11 protein-coding genes are annotated in these 13,455 nt (G+C 71.9%); 7 read left to right on the plus strand and 4 right to left on the minus strand.

Going from position 1 to position 13,455, the window contains the following annotated elements; all coding sequences use genetic code 11:
* Window positions 1–16: 16 nt before the first annotated feature.
* Both ACIGEZ_RS26180 and ACIGEZ_RS26185 read right to left on the minus strand, forming a co-directional pair.
* Window positions 17–823, minus strand: a complete 807-nt coding sequence (locus ACIGEZ_RS26180) for an HlyD family efflux transporter periplasmic adaptor subunit (protein ID WP_399835231.1) — start codon at window positions 821–823, stop codon at window positions 17–19.
* A 91-nt stretch (window positions 824–914) separates the two neighbouring features.
* The gene (locus tag ACIGEZ_RS26185) at window positions 915–1,166 is read right to left on the minus strand and encodes a hypothetical protein (protein WP_399835234.1); all 252 of its coding nucleotides are present in this window, start codon (window positions 1,164–1,166) and stop codon (window positions 915–917) included.
* Window positions 1,167–1,629: 463 nt separating this feature from the next.
* Here ACIGEZ_RS26185 and ACIGEZ_RS26190 point away from each other — a divergent pair, with 463 nt between their 5' ends.
* Window positions 1,630–2,097 carry a GreA/GreB family elongation factor gene (locus ACIGEZ_RS26190; protein WP_399835237.1) on the plus strand — a complete coding sequence of 156 codons (468 nt, stop codon included), beginning with the start codon at window positions 1,630–1,632 and terminating at the stop codon, window positions 2,095–2,097.
* 84 nt (window positions 2,098–2,181) lie between these two features.
* Here ACIGEZ_RS26190 and ACIGEZ_RS26195 read toward each other — a convergent pair whose 3' ends face one another.
* Entirely contained in the window at window positions 2,182–4,497 is a 2,316-nt protein-coding gene (locus tag ACIGEZ_RS26195; protein ID WP_399835239.1) for an FdhF/YdeP family oxidoreductase, read from the minus strand.
* Between the two features lie 262 nt (window positions 4,498–4,759).
* Between ACIGEZ_RS26195 and ACIGEZ_RS26200 the strand changes: the two genes are divergently transcribed.
* Window positions 4,760–7,288 carry an ATP-dependent Clp protease ATP-binding subunit gene (locus ACIGEZ_RS26200; protein ID WP_399835243.1) on the plus strand — a complete coding sequence of 843 codons (2,529 nt, stop codon included), beginning with the start codon at window positions 4,760–4,762 and terminating at the stop codon, window positions 7,286–7,288.
* Between the two features lie 144 nt (window positions 7,289–7,432).
* On the opposite strand, the gene ACIGEZ_RS26205 is transcribed toward ACIGEZ_RS26200, so the two are convergent.
* The gene (locus ACIGEZ_RS26205) at window positions 7,433–7,915 is read right to left on the minus strand and encodes a hypothetical protein (RefSeq protein WP_399835246.1); all 483 of its coding nucleotides are present in this window, start codon (window positions 7,913–7,915) and stop codon (window positions 7,433–7,435) included.
* 138 nt (window positions 7,916–8,053) lie between these two features.
* Between ACIGEZ_RS26205 and ACIGEZ_RS26210 the strand changes: the two genes are divergently transcribed.
* The 5 genes from ACIGEZ_RS26210 (at window position 8,054) to ACIGEZ_RS26230 (ending at window position 13,416) form a co-directional block, all read left to right on the plus strand.
* Window positions 8,054–9,046: a DUF1996 domain-containing protein gene (locus ACIGEZ_RS26210; RefSeq protein ID WP_399835249.1), complete on the plus strand. Its 993-nt coding sequence runs from the start codon at window positions 8,054–8,056 to the stop codon at window positions 9,044–9,046.
* Window positions 9,047–9,136: 90 nt separating this feature from the next.
* Entirely contained in the window at window positions 9,137–9,715 is a 579-nt protein-coding gene (locus tag ACIGEZ_RS26215) for a sigma-70 family RNA polymerase sigma factor (protein WP_399835251.1), read from the plus strand.
* On the plus strand, window positions 9,712–10,443 hold the full coding sequence (locus ACIGEZ_RS26220) for a zf-HC2 domain-containing protein (protein ID WP_399835254.1): 732 nt from the start codon (window positions 9,712–9,714) through the stop codon (window positions 10,441–10,443). The genes ACIGEZ_RS26215 and ACIGEZ_RS26220 overlap by 4 nt, the downstream gene beginning before the upstream one ends.
* 191 nt (window positions 10,444–10,634) lie before the next feature.
* Window positions 10,635–11,564: an SCO0930 family lipoprotein gene (locus ACIGEZ_RS26225; RefSeq protein ID WP_399835256.1), complete on the plus strand. Its 930-nt coding sequence runs from the start codon at window positions 10,635–10,637 to the stop codon at window positions 11,562–11,564.
* 139 nt (window positions 11,565–11,703) lie between these two features.
* Complete coding sequence (locus ACIGEZ_RS26230; protein ID WP_399835259.1) at window positions 11,704–13,416, plus strand: RICIN domain-containing protein; 1,713 nt, start codon at window positions 11,704–11,706, stop codon at window positions 13,414–13,416.
* Window positions 13,417–13,455 lie beyond the last annotated feature (39 nt).

Consider the following 13,455-nt stretch of genomic DNA (forward strand, 5'->3'; position numbering starts at 1 on the left):
CGGCGGGGGGACGAGGTCACGGGAGCAGCCAGTCGACGGGGCGTTGGGCGGAGAGATGGACGGCGCCGGAGACCGGGGTGCCGGAGTCGACGGCGTACGGGGGGCCGTCCGTGGAGGACCAGGCGTAGCCGGAGGCGGTGGCGGTCGAGCGCTGGAGGCGTACGCGCACGGCGACCGCGCCGCCCTGCCCGGCGAACTGCTCGCCGAGCCCGCCGTCGCCGAGGAACGCGCCGATCTGGGCCCCGGTCTGGGGGGTGCGGCCCACCGCGTCGACCGTGCCGCGCAGCACGCCGAACCGTTCCTGCGGCGCGGTCGGGACCCTCAGGTCCACCGATGCGCCGACCCGGACGGTCGCCGCCTGCGCGCCCGGCACGTACATCATGACGACGAGCGGCTCGTCCGGGCTCGTCACGCGCTCGACGGTGGCCACGTCCGCGCCGGTCCTGACGACGGAGCCGGTGCTGGCGAACAGGGTGGTGACCCGGCCGCCCTCGACGGCGCGGACCGACTGGTCGCCCTTGTCGGTGCGCACGGTGAGGAGCGGCGCGCCGGCGGCGACGGTGCGGCCTTCCTGCGCGAGGACCCGGGTGACCTGGCCGGCGACGGGGCTCTGCAGCAGGTAGCTGCCGCCGGCGTGGGTGAGGATGCCCGGGGCGGTGAGCTTGGCGGAGACCGTCCCGGTGAAGGCCCAGACGGTCGCGGCGGCCATCACGAGCACGGTGACGGCGAGGACGAGACGTCCCTGGGGGCGCGCGAATCGCACGGGGAGGTCGAGTTCCTCGGGTGACTGCAGCTTGGAAAGCGCCTTCTCACGGAACTGCACGGGCTATTCCTTCGGCTGCATTCGTTGCGGTAATGCGACGGGAGGCCATGAACCCCGAAACGTGGAGTTCCGGGGTTCATGACCGTTCCGCTCAGAGACCGGCGATACCGGTGACGGCGGTGGCGTTCACGGAGACGCCGGTGAGGCCGGTGGCCAGGCCGGGGACGCCGCCGACGAGGCCGGTCGCACCCTGGACGGTGTTCAGCGAGCCGACGGTGCCGAGGACGCCCGCGACGTCGCTGGTCACGGCGCCGACGAGGCCGCCGGAGATGTTGACGATGCCGCCGGAGACGGCGTCGAGCTCGGCGTCGGCGATCTCACGGGTCTCGAGGTTGTCACGCATGATGCGCACCCTTCGTTTGCAGTGGGGGGGAATCCGTCTTTCTTGCCGCGGCGGCAGGATCAAAGCACGGGAACGGGTGACGTCGCCAATTCGGTTGACGCCCGATCAGGGGGCTGATGTGCAGCTCGATTCACCGGAGTGCGCCTTGTTTCACGGAACGGTGACAGCTTCTCCGCAGAACCGAGTAACACTTCGGGGCACCCGTGACCACCGGGGCGACCAAAAGGACAAACAATGACTGTCCGGGCGCAGCGCAGGGGCGGTTTCGGAGCACGGTGAAAAGGCCGGGGCCCGGTGCACACACAATGTGGAGGTTCTCGGCGAACGGTGTACGAAGGCCGGGTACGGGCCCGCCGCCGGGGCCGCCCGGTCGGGGCCGTCACTGATTTGCCGGGTCCGAGTGGCGATGCGGTAATGGGAACGCCTCGTACTCATCCGTCCCCGAGCCGACGCGGGAGCAGCCATGACCGACGGTCCCGAGCCCATCAGCGCCGACGCCCTGCGAGCGCTCCAGGAGGAGCTCGGCGAGTTGCGCGCCGAACGGGCGAGGGTGGCGGCGACCATCCGTGACGAGGATCCCGTGGGCGACCGGGCAGACGAGGCCGACGAGTTGCAGCGAGCCGGGGACGTGGCACGCCTGGAGCAGCGCATCGACGAGATCGAGGGCCGGATCCGCGAGGCGTCCGTCGCGGGGCCGCCCTCCACGGACGTGGTGGGGGTGGGCAGCACGGTCACCGTGCGCTTCGCCGACGGCACGGAGTCGACGGTGCGTCTGGGCGAGCTCGCCGAGGCGCCCGACCTCGGCCTGGTGACCGCCGACAGTCCGCTCGGCCGCGCCCTGCTCGGCCACCGCGCGGGCGACACGGTGACGTACCGGACGCCGGAGGGCACCACGACCGCGGCGGTGGTCTCGCTCGGTCCGGCCAGGTAGGGCGCAGGCCCGCACCGGGTGCACGTCGCCGGCGGAGCGGCCGGGTTCGGCGTATCGGCGCCCGGTCTCGCGCGCAGTCCCTGGTCAGGCGGCCGCCGGGGCGATCGTGACCTTCAGGTGCTTCATGATCGGCTGGTCGCTCTGGGTGCTGTAGTCGCCCAGCGCGCACAGCACGTTCATCTCCGGCATGTAGCCGGCCGCGCAGCCGCGCGGGATGTCGTACGGGATCGCCAGGTAGCCGTGGAGATGGCGTCGGCTGCCGTCCCTGGCCGTGCTGGTGATGTCGACGGGGTCGAACTTCTCGATGCCGCGCTCGCGCATGTCGTCCTCGTTCATGAAGACGAGGGTGCGCAGGTTGTCGATGCCGCGGTAGCGGTCGTTGTCGGAGTAGATGGTGGTGTTCCACTGGTCGTGCGAGCGCATGGTGCCGAGCGCCAGGGTGCCCGGTTCGGGGACCACGTCAGGCAGCGGCGCGGCCGAGAACTCCGCACGCCCGGACGGGGTGAGGAAGACCAGTTCGCGGGCGGGCTGCCTGATCCGGAAGCCGAGGGGCAGCCGTACCCGGCGGTTGAAGTCCTCGAAGCCGTCGAGCGCCTTGGCCATGGTGTCGCGGATGCGGTCGTAGTCCTCGATGTACCACTCCCACGGGGTGGCGCTGTCGGGGAGGGCCGCGCGCGCGATGCCGGCGACGATGGCCGGCTCGGAGAGCAGGTGCGGCGAGGCGGGGCGTTTCATGCCGACGGACAGGTGCACCATGCTCATCGAGTCCTCGACGGACGTGCTCTGGACGCCGGCGTGCTGGTGGTCCTTCTCGGTGCGGCCGAGGCAGGGCAGGATGAGCGCCGCGCTGCCGTGGACGAGGTGACTGCGGTTCAGCTTGGTGCTGACCTGCACGGTCAGCTCGCAGGTGCGCAGTGCCTCGTACGTGTAGGGGGTGTCGGGCGCGGCGAGGGCGAAGTTGCCGCCCATACCGATGAAGACCTTCACGTCGCCGCGGTGCATGGCCTGCAGGGTGCCCACCGTGTCCAGGCCGTGCTCGCGCGGCGGGTCGATCCCGCAGACCTCCGCGAGGCGGTCCAGGAACTCGGTGCCGGGGCGGTGGTCGATGCCGCAGGTGCGGTTGCCCTGGACGTTGCTGTGGCCGCGCACCGGGGACGGGCCGGCGCCCTCTCGGCCCAGGTTGCCGCGCAGCAGAAGGAGGTTGACGATCTCGCGTACGGTGTCGACGCCGTGCTCGTGCTGGGTGACGCCCAGGCACCAGCTGACGATGGAACGGTCGGCCTCGCGGTAGACGCGCGCCGCCATGAGGATCTCGGGCCGGCTGAGCCCCGACTGGCGCTCGATCTCCTCCCAGGAGGTGGCCTCGCACACCGCGCGGTAGGCGTCGAAGCCGTCGGTGTGCCGGTCGATGAACTCGCGGTCCAGCGCCTTGGGGTCGGAGGCGGACTGCTCCAGGATCGCCTTCGCCATGCCGCGCAGCAGCGCCATGTCGCCGCCGATGCGCGGCTGGAGGTTGAGGGTGCTGGTGCGGGTGGCGTGGAAGGTGGCCATGTCGCGGAAGTCGTGCGGGATGATCGCGCGGGTGGCGGCGGCCTCGACCAGCGGGTTGATGTGCACGATGGCGGCCCCGCGGTGGTGCGCCTCGGTGAGGGCGGTCAGCATCCGGGGGGCGTTGGAGGCGGCGTTGACGCCGATGATGAACAGCGCGTCGGTGGCCTCCCAGTCCTTGAGGTCGACGGTGCCCTTGCCCGTGCCGAGCGAGGCCGTGAGGGCCCGGCCGCTGGCCTCGTGGCACATGTTGGAGCAGTCGGGCAGGTTGTTGGTGCCCAGTTCCCGCGCCATGAGCTGGTAGAGGAAGGTGGCCTCGTTGCCGAGCCGGCCCGAGGTGTAGTACGCGGCCTGATGCGGGGACTCGAGCTCGCGCAGGGTACGCCCGACGAGCGCGAAGGCGTCCTTCCAGCTGATGGGGACGTAGTGGTCGGTGTCGGGGTCGTAGACCATCGGTTCGGTCAGCCGGCCCTGGTTCTCCAGGTCGTAGTCGCTCCACGAGGACAGCTCGGTCACCGTGTGGTCCGCGAAGAACTCGCGGCCGACCCGCTTGCGGGTCATCTCCCACGTGACGTGCTTGATGCCGTTCTCGCAGATGTCGAGGTGCAGCCCCTTGGTGTCGTCGGGCCAGGCGCAGCCGGGGCAGTCGAAGCCTCCGTTCTCGTGGTTCATCTTGAGGATGGCCCGCGGACCGTCGACGAGCGTGCCCTCCCGCTTCATGAAGCGGGTCACGCTCTTGGCCGCACCCCATCCGGCGGCGGGGTGGTGATACGGGTGGAACTCCGGCTCCCCCTCGGGGGCGGGGCCCACCCGGGCCTCCGCCCGGCCCGTCTCTTCCTGGGAGGCGCTCACATCGCTCACCCTTCCGCGGCGCACGAGGGACTTCCGCCCAGGCTAGGCCGGTCGTCCCGGGCCCGCCATCGCAGGCGGGGCGCAGCCCCGTCGCAGGCGCCACGCGCAGGTGTCGCAGGCGCGTCCGGGCGGGGGGCCGGCGGACCGTACCCCGCTTGCGGGGCGGTGGGGGCGGGGTTTGAGTGGTGAGGACCGGTACCCGGTGAGCCCGGTGGAACCGGTGGACCCGGTGAGGACCTCCACCCTCCTCAGGAGCTTCAGCATGTCGATGGCCTTCGGTTCTTCCTTCGGTTCGTCCGACCCCTTCAGCGACCTGCTGAACCGGTTCTTCGGTATGTCGCCGGGGTCGTCGCCCCCGGCCGTACAACGCGTACCGATCGGCCGGCTCCTGACGGAGTCCTCGCACCAGCTCATCAACCTGGCCACGCGCAAGGCGGCCGAGGACGGCACGTCCGACCTCGACACCGAGCACCTGCTCTGGGCCGCCACGCAGGTCGAGCCCTCGCGGCGGCTCCTCGCCAGGGCCGGGGTCGACCCCGAGCAGCTCGCGGCGCGGATCGCCGAGGTGCTCCCCCGCGAGGCCGCCGAGCCGTCCGCCGAATCCGGGCTCACCCCGGCCGCCAAGCGCACCCTCGGCGCGGCCCACGCCTACGCCCAGGCGTCGGGCGCCTCGTACATCGGCCCCGAGCACATCCTCGGCGCGCTCCTCTCCGACGCCGACTCCGGCGCCGGACGCTTCCTGCAGGCCGAAGACCTCGACGTCGGCAAGCTGCACAGCCGTACGGACCAGCCGTCACGCACCGACGGCACCCCGGCTGCCCCGAAGCAGCCGGCCACCACCCTCGACGAGTTCGGCAGGGACCTCACCGAGGAGGCCCGGGCCGGAAGGCTCGACCCGGTGGTCGGCCGGGCCGACGAGATCGAGCAGACCGTCGAGATCCTCTCCCGGCGCTCCAAGAACAACCCGGTGCTCATCGGCGAGCCCGGCGTCGGCAAGACCGCCATCGTGGAGGGCCTCGCCCAGCGCATCGTGGCGGGCGAGGTGCCGAACACCCTGAAGGACAAGCGGGTCGTCTCCCTCGACATGTCCGGGATGGTGGCCGGCGCGCAGTACCGCGGGCAGTTCGAGGAGCGGCTGAAGAAGGTCATCGAGGAGGTCCAGGAGGCGGGCGGCGACATCATCCTCTTCATCGACGAACTGCACACGGTCGTCGGAGCCGGCGCGACGGGAGAGGGCGCGATGGACGCGGGCAACATGCTCAAGCCCGCCCTCGCCCGCGGCGAGCTCCACGTGGTGGGCGCGACCACGATCGACGAGTACCGCAAGCACGTCGAGAAGGACGCCGCCCTCGAACGCCGCTTCCAGCCCGTGCTGATCCCCGAGCCGACGGTCGAGGAGACCGTCCAGATCCTCGAAGGTCTGCGCGACGCGTACGAGGCCCACCACCAGGTCCGGTTCGCCGACGGGGCTCTGGCGGCCGCGGCCGAGCTCTCCGACCGCTACGTCAGCGACCGCTTCCTGCCCGACAAGGCCATCGACCTGATGGACCAGGCCGGCGCCCGCGTACGGCTGCGCAGCGCCTCCCGCTCCACCGAGGTGGTCAGCCGGGAGGACCGGCTCGCGAAGCTGCGCCGCGAGAAGGACGAGGCCGTCGCGGGCGAGCAGTTCGAGAAGGCCTCGGAGCTGAAGCAGCAGATCGCCGAGGTGGAGGGAGAGCTCGCCGGCATCGAGGAGCGGCGCGAGGGCGTCGTCTCGGTCACCGCCTCCGACATCGCCGACATCGTCTCGCGCCGCACCGGCATCCCCGTGTCCCAGCTCACCACGAGCGAGAAGGAGCGGCTCCTCAGGCTCGAGGAGGAGATGCACGCCCGGATCGTCGGCCAGGACGAGGCCGTCACCGCCGTCTCCGAGGCCGTCCGGCGCAACCGCGCCGGCATGGGCGACCCGAACCGCCCCGTCGGCTCCTTCCTCTTCCTCGGCCCCACGGGCGTGGGCAAGACCGAGCTCGCCAAGACCCTCGCGGAGCTGCTGTTCGGCGACGAGGACCGGATGATCCGCTTCGACATGAGCGAGTTCCAGGAGAAGCACACGGTCGCGCGCCTCGTCGGGGCGCCGCCCGGATACGTCGGTTACGAGGAGGCCGGCCAGCTCACCGAGAAGGTCCGCCGCCAGCCGTACAGCGTCGTGCTGTTCGACGAGGTGGAGAAGGCGCACCCCGACGTCTTCAACACCCTGCTCCAGATCCTCGACGACGGCCGGCTCACCGACGGCCAGGGCCGCACGGTCGACTTCCGGCACTGCGTCGTCATCATGACCTCCAACATCGGCGCCCACCGGATCCTCGCCCACGAGGGCGACGCGGCCGAGCTCAAGGACGAGCTGATGGAGGATCTGCGGGGCCGGTTCCTGCCGGAGTTCCTCAACCGCATCGACGACATCATCGTCTTCCACAGCCTCACCGAGGACGACCTGACGCGAATCGTCGAGCACCTCCTCGAGCGCAGCGGCCACCGCGTCCACGCGCAGGGTCTGAAGCTGGAGGTCACGGAGGCGGCGAAGAGACTCCTCGTCGCGCACGGCTACCAGCCGGAGTTCGGCGCGAGGCCGTTGCGCCGCACGATCCAGACGGAGCTCGACAACCGCATCGCCATGCTGCTGCTCGGCGGCGAGGCGGACCCCGGGGACACGATCGTCGCCGACGTGGTGGACGACTCGCTGCACTGCACGGTCCGGCGCGGAGCGGACGCGCCCGCCGGCGGAGGCGAGGAGCCGATGGCGGCGGCGGGCTGACCCGGCCGCGCAGGCTCGTCCGGGGCGGCCCGGCCAGGGCGGGATCGGCCAACGCCGGCCCGGCCAAAGCGCGCCCGGCCAAGGCAAGATCGCGCCGGGTCGGACGCGTGTCGCGCGTGCGTACCCGGCGCGTTCGGCGTCTCGTCAGCCCGGTTCCGGATCGAGGCGGTCCACGGGCACGTACGGCATGAGGGCGCTCAGGGCCTGCTCCGGCTCGGGATCGGACACCGCGAGGCGGCGGTAGGGCGCGGAGCCGCGCAGCTCGACGCAGAGGACGGGGCGCCCGGGGTGGATCACGACGAAGTCCTCACCGTCCGGGAGGATCCGGGTCCCCACACACAGGCGGTCCGGGATCCACAGGCCCTTGCCCTTGGCCCCGCGCAGGGCCCGCCACCAGTCGGGCTCGACGTAGGCGGCACGCAACGCGGTCAGCGGGACCCTGACCGCACCACGTCGGGCCGCGAGCCGCTCCCGCGGCGAAAGACGGACGACGATCTCCCCGCCGCCACTGCCCTTCTCCCCCTTCTCCCCCTTCTCCCTCTTCTCCTCCTTCTCCCCTCGCTCCCGTTCCTCCCCCTTCTCCCCGACCCCGCCCTTCCCCTCGTTCTCCACGCGCATCCGCGCCATCGCCCTCACCTCCTTCCTCCATCACAGGCGTGCGAGGCCAGCGCCGCCAGCGGTGGGGGCCGGATGCCACGGGGATCTTGGCCGTCGGACGCCATGTCAGGTTGACGGGTACGACATCGAACGGCGACGGTGACCCGCATGGGGAGAGAACGCCGACTGCCGACGCTGCTCGTCTGCCTGGCCCTGGGTGGGGGTGCCCTGACCGCAGCCGTGATCGGCGCGTCCGAGGCGGGCAGGTCGCACATGGGGGCGTCCGGCCTGCCCTCGCCCGAGGAGTACGCCGACATCCGGGACCTGCCGCCCGCTCCCGGCGGGTCGCCGCGCCCCGGACCCGACGCCTCCACCGGCTCGTTCAGGGTCGACTGCGGCCGCAACGAGGAGGGGCACTACAACCAGGACAACCTGGTGGTCTCGCCCGGCCTCAAGGGCGGCGCCCACCACACCCACGCGTACGTGGGCAACCTGTCCACCGACGCGCTCTCGACGGACCGGAGCCTGGCCACCGCTTCCACCACCTGCCGCGGCGGCGACCGCTCCACCTACTACTGGCCGGTGCTGCGCCGTGCCGACCGGCCCGCGACCCGCCCGTACGAGAAGGCGGCCGGGCACGGCAACGCGGGCGAGATCCTGCGACCGGCCGACGTGCGGCTCGAGTTCCACGGCAACCCGGTCACGAAGGTCGTCGCGATGCCCCGCTTCCTGCGCGCCCTGACCGGCGACGCCGTGGCGTACACCGCGCGCAGCGACGAGGGCGTCCGGGCACGGTGGGGCTGCGCGAGCGCGCCCGACCGGTTCACCACCCGTTACCCGCGCTGCCCCGAGGGCGACCGGCTCACCCGTACGCTGGTGTTCCCCAGTTGCTGGAACGGCCTGGACACCCTCAACGCCGACCGCACCCATCTGCGCTTCCCCGCCGCCAACGGCGTCTGCCCCCAGGACACCTTCGCCGTCCCCGAGCTGCGCATCCGCCTGGCCTACGATGCCCCGCCCGCCGACGCGCCGCTCGCGCTGGACTCCTTCCCCGAGCAGCGGCACAGCCCCAAGACCGACCACGCCATGTTCGTCAACGTGATGACGGAGGCCCAGATGACGGCCGTCGTCGGCTGCGTCAACACCGGCCGCCGCTGCTGAACGTCCGCGATGTGATGCGGGTCACATGAACCGTCCGGGACGCTCTCCCGTGTGGGGCACGACGCAGCAGACGGAGACGGGAGCGGGTGAATGGCCGGACCACTGTGGCCCCGCGGCAGGCGGGGCTCGACCGACGAGGCACTGATCAGGTCGGTGTACGAGGAGCACGGCAACGCCCTCCTCGCGTACGCCACCCGGCTGACCGGCGACCGGGCCGCGGCGGAGGACGTCGTCCAGGAGACCCTCATACGGGCCTGGCGGCACGCGGACGCCCTGGTCAACGGGAAGGGCTCGGTGCGCGGCTGGCTCCTGACGGTGGCCCGCAACATCGTCACCGACCGCTACCGGGCCAAGGCGGCCCGGCCGGCCGAGGTGGCCGAGTCGCCCGCGACGCCCCCGGTCGAGGACGACCACGCCGACTCGGTCGTCGACACGATGACCGTGCTCGGCGCCCTCGACCGGCTGTCGCCGGAACACCGCGACGTCCTCACTGAGCTGTACTACCGGGAGCGCAGTGTCGCCGAGGCAGCCGACCGTCTGGGCATTCCGGTGGGCACGGTGAAGTCCCGCTCGCACTACGCGCTGAAGGCGCTGCGCGAGACGTTCAGAGAAGACAACCGGCCGAGCGTGCCGCAGCAGCCCGCCGGACTCAGGGAGGTGGTCGCGTGAACCGGCAGCAGCACGACGAGGAGGAACTGCTCGGCCCGTACGTACTCGGTGTCCTTGACGCCGCCGATGTCCGGCGCGTCGAGGCCCATGTGAAGGACTGCGGGGCATGCCGCCAGGAGGTGTCCGCGTTGCACGAGATGGAGGCGGCGCTCGGCGAGGTGCCGCCGGAGGCTTTCCTCGACGGGCCGCCGCAGGGCGGCGACCTGATGCTGCAGCGCACCCTGCGGCAGATGCGGAACGAACGCGCGGGCGCGCGGCGCCGCCGCGGGGCACTCGTGGGCCTGGCGGCGGCAGCCGCGCTCGCCGGCGTGTTCTGGGCCGGTACGGCGATCTCGGGCGGTGACGCGCCGCCGGTCGCCCTGCCCCCGCCGCCGACGGCCACGGCGACGCCCGCCCCACCTCCGCCGGACACCAAGGTGGCCTCGGCGACGGATGCCGCGAGCGGCGCCCGGATGACCGTGCGGGTGACCCCGGCGTCGGGCTGGGTCCGCGTCCACGCGGCGGTGACCGGACTGCCGCCGGGCGAGCGCTGCACGCTCGTCGTGGTGGGCAGCGACGGCAGCCGGACCACGGCCGGCAGTTGGGTCGTGGGCGCCGGGGCGCACGCCGGCGAGGGCAAGGGCGCCTCGCTCGACGGCTCGGCGGCGGTAGCGCCGGCCGACGTGCGGGCGGTCGTGGTCGAGAACGAGGCCGGCAAGCGCTTCGTCACCGTGCCCTTGCAGGCATAGCCGCACCTCGCGACGAGGTCCTCATGAGGAGCGCCGGTCGGGCCGAGGCCCGGCCGGCGCTCCTCGTCTTCTCCGCGCCCACTCCGGAGCTCTTCGGAAAAACTCCGGGAATCCGTTGAACCCACTCCCGACAGGCCTCGTGTTTCCGGTGCCGACAGAGTCCAACGAACCATCCGAACACGGGAGTAGTCATGATGAACCTGCGCAAGCTCACCATCGCCGCCGCCGGAACCGCTCTGCTGCTGGGCGCGACGGCCTGTGGCACGCAGGGCGACCAGGCCGGCACCGCGGCGCAGGCGCCGGCCGGCGCGACCGCTTCCGCGGCCTCCGACGGCTACGGCAACGGCGCCGGGACCGACGGTTACGGGGCTGCTCCGGCCGACGGCGCCACGGCGTCCGGGCCGCTGGCGGTCCGCAACGACGCCACGCTCGGCCCGGTGGTGACCGACGGCGCCGGCTTCACCCTGTACCGCTTCGACAAGGACACCGCCAAGCCCTCCACCTCGGCCTGCTCCGGCGGCTGCGCCAAGACCTGGCCCCCGGTGCCCGCCGGCAGCACCCGGCCGGGCGGCGTGGACGCCGCCAAGGTCGGTTCCCTGGTGCGCGCCGACGGCGTGAAGCAGCTGACCATCGCGGGCTGGCCGGTCTACCGCTTCGCGAAGGACACCGCCCCGGGCCAGACCAACGGGCAGGGCGTGGGCGGCACCTGGTTCGCCGTCACCCCCGACGGCAAGAAGGCGGGCGTCGGGCAGCCCGGCGAAGCGGCGCCGCCCGCGCTCTCCCTCGCCGACGACGACAAGCTGGGCAAGATCATCCGAGACGGCAAGGGCCGCACCCTGTACCGCTTCACCAAGGACACCGCCTGGCCCATGAAGTCCAACTGCGAGGGCGCCTGCCTGGAGAAGTGGAAGCCCGCCAAGCTGGTCGACCTCGACAAGGTCGAGGGCGTCGACCCGAAGAAGCTGATCCCGTACACCCGCACGGACGGCACGAAGCAGCTCACCATCGACTGCTGGCCGCTGTACTGGTTCACCGGCGACAAGACCCCCGGCGACACCAACGGCCAGGGCGTCGGCGGCACCTGGTTCGCGGTCACGGCGAACGGCAAGCTGGCCAGGTAGCCGCTCCGGGAACGGGCCCGAGGGGCCGCTTCGGATCTCTCCGAAGCGGCCCCTCGGGGCTATGTGGAGGCCTGTGACCTGCGTGAAGACCCTGTGAAAAAGATGATCATGACAGGCCGGCGGCGGTTACGTTGAGTGAATGAAACTCATGTTCGGACGAAGAAGTCGCCTTGCCCGGTTCTCCCTCGGGGCCCTCGTAGCCGCCTCCGTACTGCTTCCCGCCCAGCCCGCCCAGGCCGCGTCCGGCCTGGACCCGTTCGCCGCGAACTTCAGGCTCACGCGCGTGGACGGGGACAAGACCGGCCTCATCGACTCCGCCGAGGCCGCCGGAGTCGCCAAGGCGACCGTCACCGACGTCCTCGGCACCCGTACGGGACGTCCGGGTCTCTGTCACGCCACCGCGCTCAACGGCGCCCTCAAGCCCGACGGGTTCTGCTGGGACGACGAGGACGACAGGTCGGACTACTCGGACGGCGGCGGGGGCTGGATGCCGCAGGGCTTCGCGGGTTCGCATGCCGCCACCGCCGACGGGCTGTATGCGGGCCGCTCCCTCACCGCCACCGCCTGGTACCACGGGACGTGGGTCAAGGACCGGGAGCCGCCGACCGTCGAGGACTACGCGCGGGTCACGATCACCGAGTCGACCGGCGGCCAGGTCAAGTACGGGCACATCGCCCTCGTCGAGCCGGTGAACGGCAACTTCAAGCCGCTCGAGTACACCTCGCACTCGGACGGCGTCGCCTGGTACGGCAACCGGCTGTTCGTCGCCAACGGCGCGGAGCTCCAGGTCTTCGACCTGACCCGCATGTGGCGCATGAACGACACCACGAGCGCCTTCACCCGCCTGAACGCGGGCAGGACCTCCGCCCGGTTCCACCTCTGGGCGATGCCGCTCGTCGCCCGCTACAGCACGGTCAGCACCGCCGCGGTCGACAACGTCTCCACGGCCTGGGTCAACAACAGCCCCCGCGCCTGCGGCCCCACCATCAACGAGCTGTGCCTGAGCAGCCTGAGCATCGACCGCTCCGGCGCGACCCCGGCCCTGGTCTCGGCGGAGAACCGGAACGGCGCGGGCTCCCGCATCGTCCGCTGGCCGCTTTCGGCCCTCGGCACCGGCCTTCCCACCACGGTGGCCTCGGAGACCACGGGCTACACCTCTCCCGTGTGGGGCATCCAGGGCACGGCCACGGACGGCACGAACTACTACATGAGCGGCACCTGCCCGACGTACTGGCCGGGCGGCACCGAGCTCTACTCCTGCATCCACGTGGCCAAGCCCGGCGAGGCGCCGCACGTCCTCACCCAGGCGCCGCAGCTGACCCAGGGCCTCTCCTGGGACCCCCTCGCCAAGCGACTCTGGGGCGCCAACGAGGCGCTGGTGGACTCCAGCGGACCGCGCAGGGTCGTGTTCAACATCGAGCCCGACGCCGGCAAGCCCGTCGACGGCTGGAGCTGGCTCACCAACTTCCACCAGGCGGGCTCCGTCTGTGCGACGCCCCAGGGCAACGGCACGGCCAACGGCACGCCGATCACCGTGTGGTCGTGCACGGGATCGGACTCCCAGCGGTGGAAGTACGAGAACGGTCTGATCGTCCACAAGGCGAGCGGCAAGTGCATCACCCCCGAGGCGAACGGCGCGAGCACCAACGGCGCGCTGCTGACGCTCTGGACGTGCAACCCCTCCAGCGACGTCCAGCGGTTCTCCCCCTCGGCGGACGGCAGCGCCGTGAACGCCTACGGCAAGGCCATCACGCCGAAGGGCAACTCCTTCGGCAACGGCGTCTGGCTGACCCTGTGGACCCAGGGCAGCCCCACCCCTGACGTCCAGGACTGGATCGTGAAGGGCTTCTAGGCCCCGCATCCGCTCCCCGCGCACCCAAGGGGCCGGCCC

Origin of the sequence: Streptomyces sp. NPDC085481 (assembly GCF_044541845.1) — a bacterium.
GTDB lineage: Bacteria > Actinomycetota > Actinomycetes > Streptomycetales > Streptomycetaceae > Streptomyces.

Excerpts from the sequence above, each read along its gene's own strand:
- ACIGEZ_RS26230 (WP_399835259.1), top strand. The coding sequence starts at position 11,704 with ATGAAACTCATGTTCGGACGAAGAAGTCGCCTTGCCCGGTTCTCCCTC.
- ACIGEZ_RS26215 (WP_399835251.1), top strand. The coding sequence starts at position 9,137 with ATGGCCGGACCACTGTGGCCCCGCGGCAGGCGGGGCTCGACCGACGAG.
- ACIGEZ_RS26185 (WP_399835234.1), bottom strand. The coding sequence starts at position 1,166 with ATGCGTGACAACCTCGAGACCCGTGAGATCGCCGACGCCGAGCTCGAC.
- ACIGEZ_RS26225 (WP_399835256.1), top strand. The coding sequence starts at position 10,635 with ATGATGAACCTGCGCAAGCTCACCATCGCCGCCGCCGGAACCGCTCTG.
- ACIGEZ_RS26210 (WP_399835249.1), top strand. The coding sequence starts at position 8,054 with ATGGGGAGAGAACGCCGACTGCCGACGCTGCTCGTCTGCCTGGCCCTG.
- ACIGEZ_RS26190 (WP_399835237.1), top strand. The coding sequence starts at position 1,630 with ATGACCGACGGTCCCGAGCCCATCAGCGCCGACGCCCTGCGAGCGCTC.
- ACIGEZ_RS26205 (WP_399835246.1), bottom strand. The coding sequence starts at position 7,915 with ATGGCGCGGATGCGCGTGGAGAACGAGGGGAAGGGCGGGGTCGGGGAG.
- ACIGEZ_RS26200 (WP_399835243.1), top strand. The coding sequence starts at position 4,760 with ATGTCGATGGCCTTCGGTTCTTCCTTCGGTTCGTCCGACCCCTTCAGC.